We start from the raw sequence: 22,578 nt of genomic DNA on the forward strand, positions 1-22,578 counted from the left end.
GGGCCCCGCGCCTCCGTGGAGAGGAACAACGGCGAATCATGGACTCCTCGTCCGCCACCGGAAGTCTGCATGTCACCCCCCAGGAGGTCCTGGCCTTCGCCGAGGCCACCGGCGACCGCAGCCCGCTGCACCTGGACGCCGCATACGCTCGGCGCACGCCTTTCGGTGAGCCCGTGGCCCACGGACTGCTGTGCCTGCTGAAAGTGCTGACGCGGGCTCGCGTGCCACAGGGCCGGACGCTGGCCGCTCTGCGCTCCCGGTTCGCGGCTCCGGTGCTTCCCGGGCAGGACTACCGGTGCACAGCACGGGAGACCGTCTCGGACGACGGCGACGTGCGAGTCGACTTCCAGGTGCTCGACGGCGACAGGACCGTCATCGAAGGGGAAGCCACCTTCACCGGCGGCGAGGTGCGGCCGGCTCCGGCGCGCGCCGCCCGCCCCAGAGCTGCGGCCCGGGCCACGGTGGCCGCTTTCGAGGACATCTCCCCGGGAGATCTGGCGGGCGGCGACTACCGCCCGGACTGGAAGGCGCTGGAGGCGCTGGTGTCCGGTCTCCGCTTGCCGGACCACGGTGTCGGAGTCGAACACACCGCCGTCCTGGGCTGGGTCAGCCACGTCGCGGGCATGGAGGTGCCAGGGCGCGCGGCCATGATCAGCGGTCTGGACCTGGTCTTCCTGGAGGCTCCGAAACCACGGGGGTTCAGGGGACAGGCGGAGGTCACCGACCTCGACGACCGTTTCCGCACGGTCCGGCTGACCGGGGAGGCGAACGCCGGACGGACCGCGGCCGAGGTCGAGGTGCGTGTCGTCGTGCGGCGTGAGGCTGCGGCGCCGTCGGCCGAGGACGTACGCCGAGAGGTGGCGGATCTGGTCGACGGGCGGCAGCTGGCAGGCCGGTCCGCCCTCGTCACGGGCGGAAGCCGAGGGCTCGGCGCCGCCCTGGTCCAGGCTCTGGCCGTCGCGGGCTGCACGGTCCACGCGATGTTCCGCGAGAGCAGGACCGAGGCGGAGGCCCTCGTCACGGCTCTCGGGCGGGACGGTGAGAGGGTCCGCCTGCACCAGGGGGACGCGGCCGACGCCGACTGGTGCCTGCGGACAGGGCGGGCCATCGAGTCGGAGTACGGCCCCGTCGACTACGTCTTCCTGAACGCGGGACCGGCAGCGAACTCGCTCGGCCTCCATCCGGCGACGGCCGCCCGTGCACGCGACCATGTCAGCAACGGCATGCAGCTCGCCCAGGCCCCGCTCAGCGCCTTCGCGGAGGGCCTGGCTCACCGGCAGGGCCGGGTGATCGCCGTGTCGTCGTCCTACGTCACCTCCCCACGTCGCGGCTTCGGTCACTACGTGGCGGCGAAGAGCGCCTGGGAAGGGCTCGTGCGGGCGAGCGCCGTGGAGTGCCCCGGCCTCGGGGTCTCCATCGTCAGGCCGCCCAGACTGGCCACCACCTTCGCCGACAGCGTCACCGGGGCGGAGGAGGCGCTGTCCGTCGAACCCGTCGCCGGCGCGATCCTGCGGCATGTGGCCGGGTGCGCACCGGGCTCCGTGGAGGTGCTGGAGGAGTTCGCCGGCCTCGGCCCGTCGCCCGCCGGGGCCCCCGGGCCGGACGCCTCCGCCGTATCCCGGGCGGACGGACTCCTGGTCGTGGCCGCGACGTTCACGACGGATCCGCTGCGACCGGTGCTGTCCCACTGGGTCGAGCGCCTGGGGCTCGACCTCGATGTGCATCTCGAGTCCTACAACCAGGTTTTCCAGGAGCTCCTCGATCCCCGGAGCTCCTTCGCCTCGAACCGCCGTGGGTGCAACGTCGCGTTGATCCGGCTGGAGGACTGGCCTTCGGGTGCGGCGGGGCGGCGTACCGTCGACGAGTTCGGTGAGGCGGCGTCCGAGGCCGCCGCACGGGGGGCCGTTCCGCTGGTCGTCGCCCTGTGCCCGCCCTCTCCGGGAGCTCGGGCGCTTCGCGGTCCCGAACTGGCGGAGTGGGAGGACCGGCTGTCCGCTGTGCTGGGTGACCGCGCGGGACTCCACCTCATCCCCAGTGCCGAGTGGAGCGGGGCCTACCCGGTGGTGGACCACCACGACGCCGCACGGGAGGAGCACGCCCACATTCCCTACACCCCGGCCGCCTGGACAGCGCTCGGCACGTCGGTCGTCCGCACGGTCCACGCGCTTGTCTCCCCGCCGTACAAAGTGCTGGTCCTGGACTGCGACAACACCCTCTGGAGCGGAGTCTGCGGGGAGGACGGGGCGCGCGGGATCACCATCGGGCCCGCGCGACGACGGCTCCAGGAATGGGCGCTGACCCAGCACGACAACGGTGTGCTCATCTGCCTGGCCAGCAAGAACGAGGAGGAGGACGTCGACGCCGTCTTCCGGCAGCGTGACGACCTGCTCCTGAGGCCGGAACACATCACCGCGCGCCGTGTGAACTGGGACCCGAAGCCGGACAACCTCCGGGAGCTCGCACGCGAACTCGGGCTCGGCCTCGACAGCATGGTCTTCCTGGACGACAACCCCGTCGAGACCGCCGCCGTCCGGGCGGCCTGCCCCGGCGTGCTCGCCCTGACCCTGCCGGCGGACGAGCAGGACCTTCCCGGCTTTCTCGACCGGTTGTGGGCCTTCGACCGGGGCCGGGTCACCGACGAGGACCGCCGGCGCGGCGCGATGTACCGCGAGGGGAGGTCCAGGGAGACGTTGCGCGCCTCCACCACGACCCTCGCGGAGTTCGTGGCCGGACTGGAGCTGCGGATCGACGTACACGAAGCCCGTCCGGACGAGCTTGCCCGCGTCGCCCAGCTCACCCAGCGCACGAACCAGTTCAACCTCAGTACGGTGCGTCGGTCCGAGCCCGCTCTGCGCGAACTGCTGGACGCCGGGGCACGCTGCCGCGTGGTCGAGGTCAGCGACCGCTTCGGAGAGTACGGGCTCGTCGGCGCGGCCATCACACGGCCGGGCGCGCAGGTGGTGAACCTGGACACCTTCCTGCTCAGCTGCCGTGTCCTGGGACGCGGCGTCGAACACGCGTTTCTGGCCGCGGTCGCCGCCGAGGAAGCGGGGGAGGGGAAGGCGACCACGCTGGAGGCCGTGCAGCGGCCGACGGCGAAGAATCGTCCGGCCCGGATGTTCTTCGACCAGGCGATGGGAGCGGGAACATCCCGGCCCGGGGCCGTCGACGGGGAGATCGTCCACCGGGCGGATCTCGGCGTGCTCACCGGACTCACCTTCCGGCCCGACGACGGAGCGGACACCGGTGTCGCGTCTCCCGTACCGGACGCCTCACCGGCGGACGCCCCGCACGGGACGGCGGACGCGCAGCGCATCGCGGCCCTGACCGCACTCGCGGTCGACCTCACGGATTCCGCGGCGCTTCACCGATCGGTGACGGGTGACCCGGACGTGATCACCGGCCCGGCCCCGCTCCGTTCCCGGAAGTCGGCCCACGTCGCGCTCGACGCGGTGCGGGACGTCCTCAGCGCGTTGCTGCACGTCCCGCGATCCCAGCTGCGCCGGGACAGCACGATGGAATCCCTGCGGCTGGAATCCCTCCAGATCGTCGATGCCACCGTGGCCCTGGAGAAGCGGTTCGGACGCCTGCCGGGAACCCTCTTCTTCGAACACCGCACCCTGGGGGCCCTGGCGGATGCCATCGCTCCGGCCCGCGCCGCCCACCGGACCCCGGCCGGCGCCGGCCCCTCCGGCGTCCGCGTACCGGCTGCGACCACGCTGCCGCCGGACACCGACGCCATTGCCGTCGTCGGCATCGCCGGCCGCTATCCGGGAGCCGAGGACATCACCCAGCTCTGGGACAACCTGGTCCAGGGCACCGACTCGCTCGGCGACATCGCCGAGCGCTGGGACCGGCTCGGTACGGCCGCCGCGCGCGTCGCCGCCGACCGCCGCACGTCCGGCGGACTCATCGACGGGGTCGACGCGTTCGACTCCCTGTTCTTCTCCATCGCACCGAGCGAAGCGGCGACCATGGATCCGCAGCAGCGGCTCTTCCTCCAGACGGCCTACCACGCCATGGAGGACGCCGGGCACACCCCACGCACCCTGGGGCGGAACGTCTCCGTCCATGTGGCCTCCATGGGGCCCGACTACGCCGTGCTCAATGCCGATGCCGCACTGCGCGGCGGCAGCAGGTATCCGAACAGCGATCTGTACCAACTCGCCAACCGTGTCTCCTACTTCTTCGACTTCACCGGTCCGAGCATTGCCGTTGACACCGCCTGCTCCGGCTCCGGCGTCGCGCTCAAGCTCGCCTGCGACACGCTGCGGTCGGGCAGCGCGTCGGCCGCCATCGCCGGCGGCGTCAACCTCATCCTGCACCCGGCACGCCGCCTCCAGTACACGGAACTGGGCATGATCTCCCCGACCGGCCGGTGCCGGCCGTTCGGCGAGGGCGCCGACGGCATGGTCACCAGCGAAGGCGTCGGCGCCGTCCTGCTCCGGCCGTTGAGCGCCGCGTTGGCCGACGGCGATCACATCTACGGCGTCATCAGGTCGGTGGAGACCAACAGCGGTGGCCGGACGGGCGGATTCACCGTACCCAGCCCCGACGCGCAGGCGGCGCTCATCGCCAGTGCGCTCCGCCGCGCGGACGTCGACCCCGCGACGATCGGCTACGTGGAGGCGCACGGCACCGGGACACCGCTGGGCGACCCCATCGAGATCCGGGGACTCACCACGGCCTTCGGTACGGAGCTGCCCCGGGCGTCCATACCGATCGGGAGCGTCAAGGGGAACATCGGCCACACCGAGGCGACGGCCGCTGTCGCCGGGCTCACCAAGACCCTGCTCCAGTTCGAGCACCGCACCCTGGTGCCCTCGTTGCACGCGGCCGCGCCGAATCCGGTCATCGACTTCGCGGCGACGCCCTTCCACGTCCAGCAGACCGTCGCCGACTGGAGCACCGGCAGGCACGATGCGCCGCGGCGCGCGGCGCTCAGCTCCTTCGGCGCCGGCGGAGTCAACGTCCACATGATCCTGGAGGAGGCGCCCAGCCCCCGGCGGGCCGACGCAGCGGCCCACCCGGGAAGCGACCTGCTCCTCCTCTCCGCACCGGACGAGGAGCGGCTGCGGCTGATGGCCGGGCGGCTCGGCTCCTGGGCGCGGGCCGCGGGCCGGCGCACATCCCTGGCTGACATCACGCACACACTGCGTGTGGGCCGAGCCGAATTCGATGCTCGTCTGGCCGTCCCGGTCAGCGGTCACCAGGCGTTCGTGGAGTGCCTCGACCGGCTGGCCGACCCGGCCGCGGATCTCGCCGAAGCGGTGGGCGAGGCCGGCGGAAGCCTCGGCCGGGTGACCCCCGGGCAGAGCCTGGCCGATGTCTTCGACGGCAGCCCCGACATGACCGAGGTGCTGCGCGGCCTGGCAGAGCGCGGCGACCTCGCCGCCCTCGGCCGACTCTGGTGCCAGGGGGCGGCTGTCGACTGGCAGGCGCTCCTCGGGGCGGAGGACCGCCGCCGGGTCTCGCTGCCCGGGTTCCCGTTCCGGCGCACCCGCCACTGGCTGCCGCGGGCCGAGCCGACGCCCGGCCGACGCCCGGCGGAACCTTCCGGCGAGGCCGCAGCAGTGACGTACTACGCCCCGCACTGGGCCCCCGAGTCCGACGGGCCGACTCCCGCCCGCACCGGACGGCACGTGATCGTCCTCGGAGCCGACGGCCCCTGGACACGGGAGGCCGACGGACGGGTCGCCGACGCCTCCGACCTGCTCGGGCACACGACCGAGCCCGGAACCCCCCTGGTCGTCGTCGACCGACGTGGACTCGACGCAGCGGGCGGCGACACCCCGGCTGAGCTGCCCCGTGAGATCGAGACCCTCCGGCTCCTGGCCCGGATGGCCGACGACGGGCGTCAGGTGACCTACGTCTGCGTGGACCGAACCGGCCGGCGTGACCCCGGCAGCGCGCTGGTCCCCGGCTTCGGCCGTGCGCTCGCACAGGAGAGTCCGCACATCCGGACCCTGCGCGTCGAAGTGTCCGGGACAGCGCAGCCGCCGACTCTCCCGGCCGTTCTCGACGAGGTGGCTCGCGGCACCGCCGAGGTGCTGTACGACGGGGAGCGCCGGGTCCGCAGATGGCAGCGGGTCGCCCGGGCCGTCACCGCCGAGGCTCCCTTCGCAGCGGGAGGCCACTACCTGATCACGGGGGGAGACGGCGGTATCGCGCGGCTCCTGACCGAGCACCTCACGACCCGGTTCGGGGCATCGGTGACCCTGCTCGCGCGCACGGAGGCACAGCCCGGTACCGACGGGCCCCGCCCCGCGGAGCCGGCCGTAGGAGGCAGCGTTCTGCGGCTGCGGGCCGACGTCTGCGACGCCCGTTCGCTGGAGCGGGCCCTGCGGGCCGCGCGTGAGCAGCACGGGCCCGTCCGGGGCGTCATCCACGCGGCCGGTGTCCTGCGTGACGGAGCGGTGAGGGACACGACCGACGAGGAGACCTCGGCGGTCCTGGCCCCGAAGGTCCGGGGCACACGGCTGCTCGACGAGGCGACCTCCGGGGACGAGCTCGACTTCTTCCTCGTCATGTCCTCGTTCGTCGGCACGTTCGGCAACAGGGGACAGGCCGCCTACTGCGCGGGCAACCGCTATCTCGACGCGTTCGCCGAACACCGCGCGGCCAGGGCGGTCCGAGGCGAGCGGCACGGCCGGTCGATATCGGCGATCTGGCCGCTGTGGGAGCAGGGCGGCATGGAGATGCCGCCCGCCGTGCGGCAGTTGACCGCCGTGACCGTGGGTCTGGAACCGATCGACACCCCCACGGCGCTGGCCGCCTTCGAAGACGTCGTAACGCTGGGAGCGCCCGTGGTGCTCATCGGCCGGGGCACGCCCGACAGGGTCACCGCGGCCCTCACCGCCCTGGAGCCGGCGCCCGATGCCGTGGTGGGTCCGGCGGCCCCGGCGCGAGAGAGCGACGCGTCGGACCGGGACGTGCTCCGTGGGTGGCTCCGGAGCGAGGCCGCGGCTTTGGCCGGTGTCCCCGCCGAACAGGTCGACACGGCAGCCGATTTCGGCGCGTACGGATTCAACTCCCTCCTGTTCACCGACTTCACCAACCGCATCAACGCAAGGTTCCGGCTGGCCCTGACCCCTGTCGTGTTCTACGAGGCCCCGACGATCGACGCGCTGGCCGGAGAACTGACGTGCCGTCATGGCGCGTCGTTCACCGCCGACCACGAGCAGCCCGCATCGCGGGCCACATCCGACGTCGCCTCGCCGCACACGGGCTCCCGGACGCCGTCACTGAAGGACGAGCGGCCCTCCTCACCCGCGGTCGCGGTGATCGGGATGGCCGGACGCTTTCCGGGCGCGTCGGACCTGGACGCGTACTGGTCCCATCTCCTGGCGGGCCGGAACCTCGTCGGGCGTGCCGCGGCCGGCCGGTTCGGCGAACTGCGGCCCGTCGGCGGATTCCTGGACCGGGTACTGGCCTTCGACGCCGGGTTCTTCGGGGTCTCCCCGCGTGAGGCACGGCTGATGGACCCCCAGCAGCGGCTGTTCCTGGAGGAAGCCTGGCACGCCATCGAGGACGCGGGCACGGCTCCCCGCTCCCTGGCCGGGAGCCGGACCGGCGTGTTCGTCGGCGCGACTCTGTCCGACTACGCCGAGCTTCTCCACCGGTCCGCCGAGGAGGTGGCCGCCCACAGCGTCACCGGACACGTCCAGAGCATCATCGCCAACCGGCTGTCGTACCTGCTCGACCTGCGTGGCCCGAGCGAGGTGGTCGACACAGCCTGCTCCAGCTCGCTGACCGCTCTGCACCGGGCCCTCAACGCCCTGGCGGCGGGCGAGTGCGACCTGGCCGTGGCCGGCGGTGTCAACGTCCTGTTCTCCCCGCAGTGGTTCACCTCCCTGGACGCGGCGGGCATGCTGTCGGCCAGCGGACGGTGCTGGGCCTTCGACGAGCGGGCCGACGGATTCGTCCGGGGCGAAGGCGTCGGGGTCGTCGTTCTCAAACCCCTGGACGCGGCCCTCAGGGACGGGGACGAGATCCGGGCGGTCATCAGGGGAAGCGCGGTCAACCACGGAGGCAGGGCTCACTCCCTCACCGCCCCCAACCCGGAGGCCCAGGCGGACGTCGTCGCCACCGCGCTGAAGCGGGCCGGCCTCGCGCCCCGTTCCGTTTCGTACGTCGAGACCCACGGAACGGGGACGAAGCTCGGCGATCCGATCGAGGCCGCCGGGCTCACCAAGGCGTTCGGCGGCCCCGCGCCCGCACCGTGGTGTCACCTCGGGGCGGTGAAGGGAAACCTCGGCCATCTGGAGTCGGCGGCCGGCATGGCCGGTCTGCTGAAGGTTCTCCTGGCGCTGCGACACCGCACCCTTGCGCCCAACGCGGTCGGCGATCGCCCCAACCCTCATCTGCGCCTCGCGGACGGGCCGTTCGAGGTGCTCACCGAACCGCGGGCCTGGCGTCCCGCGGACGACTCCGGCACGCCGCTCCCGCTCCGGGCCGGCGTGAGCGCCTTCGGGTTCGGAGGAGCCAACGCCCATGTGGTGGTCGAGGAGCCGCCGACACGCCGCGCACCCGAGGCGGACCGGACGACTCGGGACCGGGACGGCCACCTGGTTGTGCTCTCCGCGACGGACACCGTGCGGCTGGGGGAGTATGCCCGGCTGCTGCGGGACAGCGTCGCGCGGGCGACAGTCCCGCTGGCGGATCTCGCCTACACCTCCCGGGTCGCCCGGGACGCGCTGCCGGTACGGCTGGCGGCCGCGGCCGTCGACCACGACCACCTGCTCACGCTGCTGGACGCCTACCTCGCCGGCGAGGACGCCGACGGGCTGTTCACCGGTGACAGCGCGCCGGAGGCAGCACCGTCCCAGGGCGTCCGCCGTGAGGCCGTCGCCTGGGTGACCGGGGCGGACATCGACCGCACACCCGATCCGGCCCGTCGCCGTGTGCCGTTCCCGCTCTACCCCTTCGACCACACCACGGAGCACGGACCGATGGCGGAAGCCGACCCGGACGGACGACCGGCCGCACCGAGCGAGCACACCGACAACCCGCTCGCCGCCCCCGTACCGCAGTTGCTGGCACGGCGCTGGATTCCGCAGCCCGCCCCGGCCCCGGAGACCGACCCTCGCCGCCCTTCCTGTGTTCTGGTGATCGGCCGGGAAGCGGAGGCGTCCTTCGCCGAGGCCCTCGCCGGATACGACGCGATGCACTGGATCGTCGTACGCGAACCGTCCAGGCTTCCGGCCCTCTCGGCCGACCAGTACGAGATGGAGTTCGACGACCACGGGGCCGGACAGCGGGCGGCGGCTGACATCCTTGCCTCCCACCCGGGGCCTTTCTGTCTGGTCGACCTGGTCGACGCCACGGGCGGGATGGTCCCCGACCGGGAGAACGCCCGTCTGGGGCTGCTGAAGGGCTTGCTGGACGACGGTCGCACGGCTGAGCTGCGCCTGGTGCACCTGCGCCGGACGGCCGGTTCGGTGACGAGCGAGGGGCAGCCGGACACCGGGGTGGGCGGAGCCAGGCTGGCCGGTCTGGTGCGTGCGGTCGGGGCCGAGCACTCCGCCGTTCGAGCCGTCACGGTCGAGACTGACGGGGGCGACCTGGCCGCCGGACTGGACCGAGCGCTGCGGGAGTTGGGCACCGCGGGGCAGGAGCCCGAGGTCCGCCGGCGCGGCGGGGTACGGGAGGTGGCCCGGTTCTCGCGGGTGGCCCCCGAAGCCGCCGCGCGGCCCGGTGCCCTCGGCGCGTTCACCCTGAGCGCGGAAAGGCCCTACCTCATCACCGGCGGTACCGGCGGTCTGGGGCTGGCGGCGGCTGAGCTGCTGGTGGCGCGCGGAGCCAGGAAGCTGGTCCTCACCGGACGCCGGGAACTGCCTCCGCGTCAGCTCTGGTCCGAGACGCCGGAGAACGCCTGGTGGGCGGACCGGGTCGCGGCCCTGCGCCGCCTGGAAGCCGCGGGCGCCGACATCCTGCTGCATAGCGGCCCGCTCCGCGGCGGCACGGAGACGGCACGCCTGCTGGCCGACGTACGACAGCGGATGGGCCGACCCGCCGGTGTGCTCCACTGCGCCGGATCAGTCGCCCCGACGCCGGCGTTCGTCCGCAAGCCGTTGGACGAGATCCTGTCGTGCTGGGAACCGAAGGGGAGCGGGCTGGCCGAACTGGACCGGGCGCTCACCGAGGACGAGCCGGACTTCGTCGTCCTGTACTCGTCACTCTCCGCCGCCGTGCCCGCGCTGGGCGCGGGACTCAGTGACTACGCGGGAGCCAACGCCGCGCTCGACGCGTACGCCGGGTACGCCGCGCGACGCGCAGCCGCTCGCGGGTCGCGCACCCACTGGGTCTCCATCGGCTGGGGGAGCTGGTCGGGAACGGGAATGGGCGAAGTCACCGGCCCCCGCTACCGCGGCCTCGGGCTCTCGGCGATGACACCGGAACAGGGTCTCGGGCTGCTCGACGCCGCGCTGTCCGTGACGGGACATCCCCAACTGCTGGCGGTGGTGGGCGAACCCGACGCGGCCAGGACGCTCCACCGGCCCGAACCCGTCGACGCCGCGCGCCGGTCGCCCGGGACCACGACCACGAAACCGGACCTGCCGGTGCCGGGCACGCCGATGGACACCAGCGGCCGGGACGACTTCGACGAGCTGAAGGCGCGGTGCTCGGCCCATATCACCGAGACCCTCGCCGCGACGCTGCTCCTCGACCGGGACCGTGTCCGGCCGGACAGCGGATTCGCGGACCTGGGTGTCGATTCGATCCTGATCGCCGGCATCGTGAGGGCCCTCGAACCGCTGGCGGGCGCTCCCCTGGAGCCCTCGGTCGTCCTCGAACACCCCAGCGTTTCCCGGCTCGCCGAACACCTCTGCCTCAGCCACCCCGAGGGAGTCGCCCGCTGGGCCGGACGCGACCGCACCCAGTCCGCTTCGGACCCGGTCCCGCCCGTACCGGCCACGCCGCCGAGCACGGCCACCGCGATGCCGCTCGCGGTCATCGGCATGGCGGGCCGCTTCCCGGGCGCCCCCGACACGGAACGGTTCTGGGACCTGCTGCGCCGAGGCGGTTCAGGGGTGACGGAAGTGCCCCGGTCCCGCTGGGACGTGGCGACGCTGTACGCCCCGGAACACGCCGAAGGCCGGAGCATCAGCAAGTGGGGCGGGTTCCTCGACGGGATCGAGGAGTTCGACGCCGACTACTTCGGGGTGGCGCGGGAGCACGCCGCCCACATGGACCCGCTGACACGCCTGTTCCTGGAGGTCGCCGAGCAGACGTTCGCGGACGCCGGATACCGAGGAGAGGAACTGGCCGCCGGACGCGTCGGCGTCTTCGTCGGCTCGGGCACGAGCAGCTACGGCGGCAGGATCACCGTCCCGCACCGGGCCACCGCCACGGGACTCAACCCGAACTTCATCGGAGCCCACCTGGCGCACTTCCGCGATCTGCGCGGCCCCAACCTGGTGGTCGACACAGCGTGTTCGTCCTCGCTCACCAGCCTGCACCTGGCCCGCCAGGCGCTGCAGCTCGGGGAGTGCGAGACGGCTCTGGTCGGCGGCGCCGACCTGATCCTGGACGAAAGTCCCTACCTCTCGCTCAGCGCGGCACGCGCCCTGTCGCCGAACGGCGTCTGCCGGGTCTTCGACGCCCGAGCGGACGGGTTCGTGCCGGGAGAGGGCGTGGGAGCCGTCCTCCTCAAGCCCCTGGACAGGGCTCTGGCCGACGGCGACCGGATCTACGGCGTCATCGAGGCCACGGCCATGAACAACGACGGCCGCACCATGGGTCTGACCACGCCGAACCCGCAAGCACAGCAGGCTGTGGTGCGGGACGCCCTGCGGCAGGCGGGCACGGACGCCTCGACGCTGTCGTACGTGGAAGCGCACGGCACCGGCACCATGATCGGCGATCCGATCGAGCTGAAGGCGCTGACCGGGGTGTTCGACGAGGCCACGGCCGAGCGCGGATTCTGCGCCGTGGGCAGTGTGAAGTCCAACGTCGGGCACCTGCTGATGGCGGCCGGAATGGCCGGCCTGCACAAGGTGCTCCTCTCCCTCCGGAACGAGGCCCTTCCGCCCACCCTGCACTGCGAGCACCCCAATCCGCGGTTCGCCTTCGAAGCGTCCCCGTTCCGGCTCCAGCGCGAGCTGCAGCCGTGGACCCCCCGGAACGGAATCCGGCGGGCGGGCATCAGCGCCTTCGGATTCGGCGGCACCAACTGCCATGTGGTCCTGCGGGGGCTGACCGATTCCGAACGCGCCGCCCGCACCACCCCGCGCAGTCCGCTGCCTACTCCGGTGTTCCGCCGGACGCGGCACTGGATCGAACGGTCCGCGACGCCCGCTCCCCTGCCCGTGGACGACCCCCGTCCTTTGCTCCAGCTGGAGGAACTGATCTAGCCATGGCGGACAACCTGAGTCCCGAGTACACCGAGGACCTCCTGAGCACCCTGGCGGGCCGACGCGCGACGACGACGATCGACGCCGAGGACGCGGCCGTGCGCGATCACTTGGTGCACGACGTTCCCGTGCTGCCCGGCGTCTTCCTCCTCGACCTCGTGCTCCGCCTGGTGGGCCGGGCCGGAGTCGACCCCGCGGCCGTGCAACTGCGGCGCGTCACCTTCCTCGCTCCCGTCCTTGGCACCGCCGAAGGACGCCGGATCGACGTGGAGATCGGTCCCGGCGGCACGGGGCGGCTGCCCGTCACCGTGCGCAGCAGGCCCGCCGGCTCCGACGGGGCCTGGGAGACCAACTGCCGCGCCGAGATCCACCCCGCAGCCCGCGAACCCCGGCCGGGGCGCGTCGATCACGTCGTGCTGGAAGCCGCGGGCACCGAGGTCGTCGATGTCGAGGACCTCTACGGTCTCGCACGGCGGATCGAGATCCGGCACCGCGGATTCATGAAGGCGACCGGTCTGGTGCACGTGGGCCGGGACCACGCCCTGGCCCGTATGCGTGTCGCTGCCGAGGCCGAGCCCTATCTGGAGCGGTTCCACGCCCACCCGGCGGTGCTCGACTTCGCCACCCTGGTGCCGATGCTGCTCCTCCGACAGGACCGGCGCGCCGACGCCGATCACGCCTTCATTCCCATCTACGTCGATTCCTTCCACGCCACCAGCGGCGTCGGGGCGGAGAACCTCGTCCACGTGCCGGGGCCGGTGACAGGGCGGCTGGACGGCGAACTGTTCGAGGCGGACCTGGAGGTGTGCTCACTCGACGGAACCGTCGTCGCACGACTCGGTGGCTTCCGGGCCAAGCGGGTACGCTCCGCGGATCTGATCACCCACCGGCCCCCGCAGACCGGGAAGCAGCGCGATGGGGCGACCACTCCCTCGCACGCCGCCGCCGACACGCCCCGCCCCCGTGCCGGGGGTCTTCGCGAGACCGTGGAAGCGCTGGTGGCGGCCAAGCTCGGGCTCGACCCGGACGAGATCGACCCCGACCGCGGCTTCTACGACCTCGGACTGAACTCCCTCGACCTGCTGGGCATCGCCGACGCTCTGGAGGACGGGCTGAGCACGGAGCTCTACCCGACGCTGCTCTTCGAGTACCCGACCGTGCGCTCCCTCGTCGACCACCTCGGCGGGATCGGCCTCGGAGCGCCGGTCCAGGAGGAGACCGCGCCGACTGCCCCGGTGACGGCGCCCCCGCCCGCACGCCGGCCGTCGGCGGCTTCGCCGGCCGGGGAGGAAGGGCACCGCGAACCCGTCGCGATCGTGGGCATGGCGGGCCGCTACCCGGGGGCCGCGACGGCCGAGGACCTCTGGGAGGTGCTGCGCGACGGCGTCGACCAGGTCACCGGCGTCCCCCGTGAGCGCTGGGATGACACCGCCCAGACCGGGGCCTTCTGTGCGGGCGTGGCCGACTTCGACGCATCCTTCTTCCATCTGTCCGCCGAGCAGGCGCTGACGATGGATCCGCACGAACGCCTCCTCCTCCAGACCGCGTGGGAAGCGCTGGAGAACGCCGGACACACCCCCGAGGGACTGGCGGAACAGACCGGCGGAGCGGTCGGGGTGTTCGCCGGGGCGATGTGGAACGACTACCAGCTGACGGGGCTCGACCGGTGGCGTGGTGGAGGGGGCGAGATCGTCGGATCGTGGTCCTCCGCCCTCACCAACCGGATCTCCTACGCCTTCGACTTCGAAGGGCCCAGCGTGACCGTGGACACCGCGTGTTCCGCGTCGCTCGCCGCACTGCACCTCGCGGTCCAGAGCATCCGGCGCGGCGAGTGCCGGGCCGCTTTGGCGGGAGGCGTGAACCTCTCGCTGCACCCGTACAAGTACCTGCGGCTCGGGGAACTCGGGCTGCTCTCCGAGAGCGGTCGGTGCCGTCCCTTCGACGCTGAAGCCGACGGCTACGTCCCCGGAGAAGGGGTCGGCGTCGTCGTCCTCCGGCCGCTCGCCGACGCACTCGCCTCCGGGGATCGCGTCCTCGGGATCGTCCGGGGCTCCGCGCTCCGGCACAGCGGGCGGACCGGTGGCTACACCGTGCCCAGCCCCGACGCACAGGCCAAGGTGATCTCCGCTGCCCTCACCGACGCGGACGCCACGGCCGACACCGTCGGCTACGTGGAGGCGCATGCGAGCAGCACGACGCTGGGCGACCGGATCGAGGTGGAGGCGCTCACCTCCGCCTACCGGCAGCACGGTGCCGTCACCCCCGGCGCCTGCGCCATCGGATCGGCCAAAGGCACCATCGGGCACCTGGAGGCCGCCTCGGGGATGGCCGCGCTGGCCAAGGTACTTCTGGCCCTGCGGCACCGGACGATCCCGGCGGGGCCCGGCATCGGCCGCCCCAACCCCGGGATCTCCTTCGACGGAACTCCGTTCCGCCTGCCCGCGCACGAGGAGCCATGGGCCGCCCCGGTCGACCCGGCGACCGGCGCCGTGGGCCCCAGGCGGGCCGCGCTCAGCACCTTCGGCGCGGGCGGAGCCAATGTCCACCTCGTCGTCGAGGAGTTCACCCAGGCCGCGCCCCCGCCACCGGCCCACGGGGCCGGTCAACCCCGCACCGTACCGCTGTCCGCGCGGACCGAGGACGAGCTGCGTCGACAGGCGCACCGACTGGCGGTGCACCTCCGGGCCGCTGCCGGACCGTGCCTCGACGACGTGGCGCACACTCTCCGGGCCGGCCGCCGGCCGATGGAGCACCGACTGGCGGTCGTGGTGCGAGACCTCGACGAACTCGCCGCGAGCCTCCAGGACTTCGCCGACGGGCGGGCGCCCGGGTCGCCGCTCCACACCGGCCGGGTGCGCCCCGGCCGGAGCGGCCACGGCGTCGCCGCACCCGACGAGGCCGCTCTGGCCGGACTCTGGGTCGGCGGAGAGCTCGCAGCGTGGCCCGTGATCGAAGGAGCCGGCCGGGTGCCCCTGCCCACCTATCCCTTCACGCTCCGCCGCTACTGGCTCGCCCCCCGGGACACGTCGACGGCCCCTGTCGCACCCGCCCCCTCCGCCGACGCGGTCCCGTCGGCCACCGACACCCCCCTGCTGTACGCGCCGCGCCGGCTGCCCGAGCCGCTGCCCGCGGAATCCGGCTCCGGCGCCTTCGCCGACGCGGTCGTCATCGCCCTCGACACCGACGACGCGCGGGTGGCGGAACTGCGCACCCGATGCCGGCGCGTGGTGCGGGTACAGCCCGGCATGGCGTACGCGCGCACGGGACCGGACAGTTTCGAGGTCCGGCCGGGCGACGAGGAGCACGCCTTCGCCCTCGCCGCCGACCTGAGGGCGGAGGGCGCCGAGCCCTCGGCGCTCCTCCACCTGTGGGCATGGGGGAGGGGCGAGGCACCCCGCGCCCAGGACGTCGGCGGGCTCCTCTCCCTGTTCCCGGTGTGCCGCGCCTGGGCCCTCGGCCGGACGGCCCCGCTCGCCCTGATCTACGCCTACCCCTGCGCGCAGGAGAACCCCCCGGACGCGGCCGTCGGCGGATTCGCCCGCAGCGTACGGCTGGAGCAGCCCAAGCTGGCCCTGCGGACGGTCGGCTTCGGCGGCGGACGGGTCGACATGGAGACCCTTTTGAGGGAGGCGGCCGACGCCCTGGCGGACCGGCCCGGGCGTGAGACGGAGAGCGACGCCGAGGTCCGGTACGCCGGGGGCGAGCGCACCGTCACCGGGTTCGTGCCGGTGAGCGCGACCGCGTCCGGCGACCGGCGCACGGACCGCCCGGTGCTCGCCCGTACCGGCGGCACCTACATGATCAGCGGCGGGGCGGGCGCGCTCGGCCTGCACACCGCGCGGTTCCTGGCGCGGACGCCCGGGGTGGCGATCGTTCTGACGGGACGCTCGCCCTCCGGCCCGGGAACCGAGGCGGCGGTCGCCGAACTGGAGGGGCTCGGCGCTCGCGCCGCGTATCTCTCCTGCGACCTGACGGACCGGGACGCGGCGAGGGTCCTGGTCCGTGAGATCACCGAACGCTTCGGACGGCTCACCGGGGTCATCCACGCGGCGGGCGTCGTGGAGGACGCCCTGCTGGTCAACAAGACGGCCGAGTCCTTCCGCAGAGTTCTCGCTCCCAAGATCACCGGCACCGTCCTGCTCGACGCCGCCACCGAGGACCAGGACCTCGACTACTTCCTCCTCTACTCGTCCGTCGCGTCGGTCGTGGGCAACGCGGGCGCGAGTGACTACGCGGCCGCCAACCGCTACCTGGACGCGTTCGCGGACTGGCGGGAGGACCTACGGCGCTCCGGCCGACGCGCGGGCCGGACGCTGGCGGTCAACTGGCCGCTCTGGCGGGACGGTGGCATGCGCGTCGACCCGTCGATGCAGGACAAGGTGCTGGCCCGCATCGGAGCACGTCCCTTGGAGACGTTGGAAGGCCTGGTCGCGCTGGAAAGGGCTCTCGCCGCCGACGAGAGCCGGGTCGTGGTCCTCTGCGGCGACCGGGAGCTGCTGGAGCGCCGACTCGGTGTCACCGCGTCGAGGACCCAACCGGGGCGCGACGTCACGTGGGAGGAACTGCTCGTGACCGCGGAGTCGTCGCTGGAGGAACTGGTCCTCGGCCTGGTCCCCACCGGGGCCGGCCCCGGGCACCGGTCCCTCGGTGACACCGGGTTCATGGAACTGGGCCTGTCCTCCGTCCAGGTCGTCGACCTGGTGCGCCGGCTCTCCGAGCGGCTCGGCGTCGACCTCCAGCCGACCCTGCTGTTCCGGCACAGCAACGTCTCCAGCCTCGCCCGGTACCTGACCGACACGCACCCCGACGCGGTACGTGAACTTCGCCCGGCCCGGGGGGAGACGGCCGGTGGCGCGGATCGCGGCGCGACGGCGGTACCCGAGCGAGCCGGGGCCCGGCCCCGCGCCACTGCCTCCGACGACCTCCGGCCCACGGAGCAGCCCATCGCCGTCATCGGCATGGCAGGGCGCTTCCCCGGCGCCGCGAACCCGTCCCAGCTCTGGGACCGGCTCGTCCAGGGGCACGACCTGGTGAGCGAGGTCCCCGCCGACCGCTGGGACCACCGGGAGCACCACGACCCCACCGGGACACTCGCCTCCGGTACCGACTGCGGCCACGGTGCCTTTCTCGACGACGTCACCCGGTTCGACGCCGCCTTCTTCGGCGTCCGGGACGCCGAGGCCCGGGGCATGGACCCGCAGTCCCGTCTGTTGCTGGAGGTCCTCTACGAGGCGGCCGAGGACGCGGGTGTCGCCGGAACGCTGAGAGGCACGGCGACCGGCATGTTCGTCGGCCGGTGCTTCAGCGACTACGAAGAGGAGATGGCCCGCCGGGGCGGGGCGCCGGGCGCCTTCGACGTCACCGGCACCTCCGTGTCCATGGCGGCCAACCGCGCGTCCTACGCCTTCGACCTGTCCGGCCCCAGCATGGTCGTCGACACCGCCTGTTCGTCGTCGCTGTACGCCCTGCACCTGGCCGTCAACGCGCTGCGCTCGGGTCAGTGCGCCATGGCGTACGCGGCCGGGACGAACCTGATCCTCAGCCCCCAGCACTATCTGCGCAGTTCGGCGCTGGGCGCCCTGTCCCCGTCCGGGCGCTGCCACACCTTCGACGCCCGTGCCGACGGTTACGTACCCGGGGAGGCCGTCACCGCCGTACTGCTCAAGCCGCTCGACCGGGCGATCGAGGACGGTGACCCCGTCCACGCCGTGATCAAGGCCGTCGCCGTCAGCCACGGGGGCAACGCCGCGTCTGTCACAGCACCCCAACCGGCCAGGCAGAGCGAGCTGTTGGCAGCTGCGTGGCAGCAGGCGGGCATCGCCCCCGGCACCCTGAGCTACCTGGAGGCCCACGGCACCGGCACCGCCCTCGGCGACCCGGTCGAGTTCGAGGCGGCCTCGACGGCGCTGAGGCCGCACACGGACGAGAGAGCAGTCTGCGCGGTCGGCTCCGCCAAGGCCCACCTGGGCCACACCGAGGCCGCCGCCGGCCTCGTCGGAGTGGTGAAGACCATCCTCTCGCTGCGCAACGAACTCATCCCCGCCATGCCCGCCTTCGAGACCCCCAACCCCGGCTGCCACGTCGACGCCGGCCCGCTGTTCGTCAACCGCGAGCCCCTGGAGTGGAAGCAGGCAGCCGGAACACCGCGCCGTGCCGGGGTGAGCTCCTTCGGGTTCGGCGGGGCCTACGCGCACGCGGTGATCGAGGAGGCTCCCGCACGGTCCGTGCCCCGGCCCACGGCCGGTCCGGTCCTCCTGCCCTTCGCGGCGAAGGACGAGACCGCCCTGCGCGAACTGGTCCGCAGACACCGGGACTTCCTCGCCGAACGCCCCGACACTCGGCTCGACCGCGTCGCCGCGACCCTGCGCCGAGGAAGGGAACACCTGCCCTGCCGCCTCGCGGTCTTCGCGGACTCGATGTCCGACCTGCTTCGCCGGCTGGGCGCCTACGCGGACGCGACGCACCCGCACGACCGGGTCCTGGGAGAGGAACGCGTACGGGCGAGCGACCCGGAAACCGTGCGGGCAGCGGCCGAGTGGGCTCGCGGCAACGCGACGCTGCCGACGGCGCCCGCGGTGGAGGCACTGCCCCGGCTCTCCCTGCCGACCTACCCCTTCGCGGGGGACACGTACTGGTTCGACGAGGCCACGACGGCCGCCCCGCGCACACCGCCTCGTGACGAGACGACCACCGCATCCGTCATCGCCGCCGTGGACACGTTCGTCTCCCGCAGCGGGTTCCGTGGCGTACAGGCGTCCCGGGGCATGGACCGCCTGGACGCCCTGCTGCGCCGCTGGAGCCGCCATCTACTCGGCGGCGCGGGCGACTCCGGCGCGCCCACGCCGCGGAGTCTGCGCACACGCCTCGCCGACGAGACCCGGTACGGACGACTGGCGGACGCGCTGGCTCTCATGATCGCCCGCGCCCCGGCCACGCCGCACAGCCGCCCCGGTACGCCCGAGGAGTCTGCCTGGCTCTCCGCCGAGGCGGCCGCGCTCGCCGACGACCATCCGGAGCTCCGGCCCTGGGTCGACGTGGTGACCGGATGCGTGCCCCGGCTCCCGGACATTCTGGCCGGTGAGGCCGACCCCTTGGAGGTCTACTTCGCCGAGGCCCAGCCCGACCTGCTGCTGCGCGTCTACGACGGCAACGCGGTGGCCGACCACCACAACGAGATAGTGGCCCGGACCGTGGCCGGACAGGTGCGGGCACTGCTCGCACGACGCCCCGGGCGCCCGGTGCGCCTTCTGGAGATCGGAGGAGGCACCGGCGGGACCACCCGACGACTGCTCGACGCGCTCGGCGACGTCGGGACGAACGTCAGCTTCGTCTTCACGGACGTCTCACCCGGGTTCCTGCCCGCTGCCCGCAGACGCTTTGCCGGCGGGGCGGTCGCCTTCGAGTGCCGGGTCCTGGACCTCGACAGCGAACCGGAGGCACAGGGCTTCGGCCAGGCGGCCGCGGACATCGTGATAGCGGCCAACTCGGTCCACGCCACCCGGAGCATCGCCGACAGCCTGGCGCGCGTCCGGCGGCTGCTCGCTCCGGGCGGACTTCTCGTCCTGGAGGAACTGGTCCGCAACCGGGACTGCATGACCGCCATGATCGGTGCCCTGCCCGGCTACTGGTCCAGCGTCGACGCGGACGTACGGCTCCCGCACTCCCCGTTCCTGGATGTGGCCGGGTGGCGGCGGGCCATGCGGGAGCAGGGGTTCTCGGCCACCTGGGCCCTCGGCGCACCGGATCTCGCAGAGGCCGAGTTCGACAACGCGGTCATGATCGGTGAGGTACCGGCGGAGCCGCAGCATCCGCGCGCGGCCACCGCCCCCGTCCCGACCGTGGCTGAGAGCCCGCGACCGGAGGCCGATCCCTTGAGGCCCCGACACGCATCGGAGCCCGTGCCCCCCGCCACCGTCGAGGGCAACGCGGTGGCCGCCACCCCCGAACGGGACGTCGACGCGGTCCGCACCCTGCTGCGCGCCGTCTTCGCCCGCTTCTTCGGGATGGCGGAAGAGGACGTGGACTCCGGGGCCTCGTTCGACGCCTTCGGCATGGACTCGCTCAGCGCCATCCAACTGGTCCGCACCCTGGAGCCCGATTTCGGCAAGCTCCCCAAAGTCCTGCTGTACGAGCACGCGACGATCGACTCCCTCGCCGAACACCTGGCCCGCCACGCCACCGGTCCCGAAGCGACGCCCGACAAGGAGACGCGGGAGTCGGCGGAGCGGCCGGCCAATGAGGAGCTGACCGCTGGGCCCGCGCCCAGGGCCGGGGCACGGGCGGAGAGCCGTCCGGCTGCCGAGCCCCTCGCCATCGTCGGCATGGCCGGCCGCTTCGCCCGGTCGCCTGACCTGGCGACATGGTGGCGTCATCTCCGGGACGGCGTGCACCTGGTGTCGGAGATCCCGGCGGAACGCTTCGACTGGCGGGAGTTCTTCGGCGATCCGCACCGCGACGAGGGGAAGGTGAACAGCCGCTGGGGGTCCTTCATCGAGGGGGTCGACCGGTTCGACGCCGACTTCTTCGCCATGACCCCGCTGGAGGCGGAGCTCATGGACCCGCAGCAGCGGATCATGCTGGAGACGGCGTGGAAGGCGGTCGAGGACTCCGGCCACCGCCCGTCGGAGATCCGCGGCAGCCGGACGGGTGTGTTCGTCGGCGCGACCTCGCGCGACTACGACTGGCTCCTGCACCGCGCGGGCCGTCATCGTGAGGGCCATGTCGTCAGCGGCAGCGGACACTGCCTCATCGCCAACCGGGTGTCCCACCAACTCGACCTGCGCGGACCGAGCGAGGCCGTCGACACGGCGTGCTCCAGCTCCCTCACCGCCCTCCATCGCGCGGTGCGTGCCGTACGCGGCGGAGAGTGCGACAGCGCGATCGTCGGCGGCGTGCACCTCTTCCTCACCCCCGATCTCTTCGTCGCGCTCGGCCAGTTGGGCATCATCTCGCCGGACGGGCGGTGCGCCGCCTTCGACCGCCGTGCCAACGGGATGGTGCGCGGCGAAGGCGCCGTCGCCGTCGTGATCAAACCCCTCTCCCGGGCGCTCGCGGACGGCGACACCGTCCACGCGCTGATCCGGGGCAGCGGGGTCTCCCACGGCGGCGGAGACCGGCGGGACTCCCTGATGATGCCCAACCCCACGGCACAGGCGGAGCTGATCGCCTCCGTCCACCGCGACGCGGCGGTGGACCCGCGCACCATCACCTACATCGAGGCCCACGGCACCGGTACCGAGGTCGGCGACCCGATCGAGGTACGCGGTCTGCGCAAGGCGTTCGCCGCGGGGACCGGCACGGCCGAGGACGAACGGACGGAATCCTGGTGCGCCCTCGGCACCGTCAAGTCCAACGTGGGGCACACGGAGGCGGCGGCCGGTCTCACCGGAGTGGTCAAGACCGTCCTCGCCATGCGGGCCGGCGCGCTCCCGCCGACGCTCCACTTCACCGAGGCCAACCCGCTGCTCGACCTGGAAGGCAGCCCCTTCCGTGTCGTGGACCGGCTCACCCCGTGGCAACCGCCGAGCGGCCTTCCACGACGTGCCGGCGTGAGTGCCTTCGGACTCGGGGGCACCAACGCGCATGTGCTGCTGGAGGACTACCCGCAATCCTCGCCTGCCGTGGACGCAGCGCCGGTACGCCCCTGTGTCGTCCCGCTGTCGGCCCGTACCGACGAGCGCCTCACGGCCTACGCCGGCGAGCTCCACGACTTCCTTGAGGACCTGCGTGAGGACGGAGCGGCCCTGCCGCCCCTGACGGACATCGCCTACACCCTGACCGTGGGAAGGGACCCGATGGCCAGTCGTCTGGCCGTCGTCGCGACCACCGCGCAGGAGTTGACCGCCGCGCTCCGGGCGCACCTGGACGGAGTGCCGGACCCGCGGGTGATCACCGGGACGAGCGCCGGTACCGGGGAAGCGGACGGGAGGAGCCCCGGCTCCGTTCCGCGGTCCGCGGTCCTCGCGGACGCGGTCACCTGGGTGACCGGCGGGATGCTCCCGCCGCCGCCCCCGGGCCGTCGGACACCGCTGCCCACCTACCCGTTCGAGCCCCAACGCCACTGGGCCGGTCCCACGGAGACGGCAGCGTCCGGGAATCCGCCTCCCGCCGCCGCGTCGGGTGATGGCGGGGAGGAGACGCTGCCCGACGTCCTGCAAGCACTCAGCGAGGGCCGTGTCTCGGTCGAGCACGTGGAACAGTTCATGGAAGGTGTGTTGTGAAA

2 protein-coding genes are annotated in these 22,578 nt (G+C 73.1%); both read left to right on the plus strand.

Annotated elements, in window-relative coordinates:
* Positions 1–38 precede the first annotated feature (38 nt).
* Positions 39–12,356 carry an SDR family NAD(P)-dependent oxidoreductase gene (locus HET64_RS01210; protein WP_215101270.1) on the plus strand — a complete coding sequence of 4,106 codons (12,318 nt, stop codon included), beginning with the start codon at positions 39–41 and terminating at the stop codon, positions 12,354–12,356.
* A 2-nt stretch (positions 12,357–12,358) separates the two neighbouring features.
* On the plus strand, positions 12,359–22,576 hold the full coding sequence (locus tag HET64_RS01215) for an SDR family NAD(P)-dependent oxidoreductase (RefSeq protein ID WP_215101272.1): 10,218 nt from the start codon (positions 12,359–12,361) through the stop codon (positions 22,574–22,576).
* The last annotated feature ends 2 nt before the right edge of the window (positions 22,577–22,578 follow it).

It is taken from the genome of Streptomyces sp. McG3 (genome assembly GCF_018619185.1).
GTDB lineage: Bacteria > Actinomycetota > Actinomycetes > Streptomycetales > Streptomycetaceae > Streptomyces.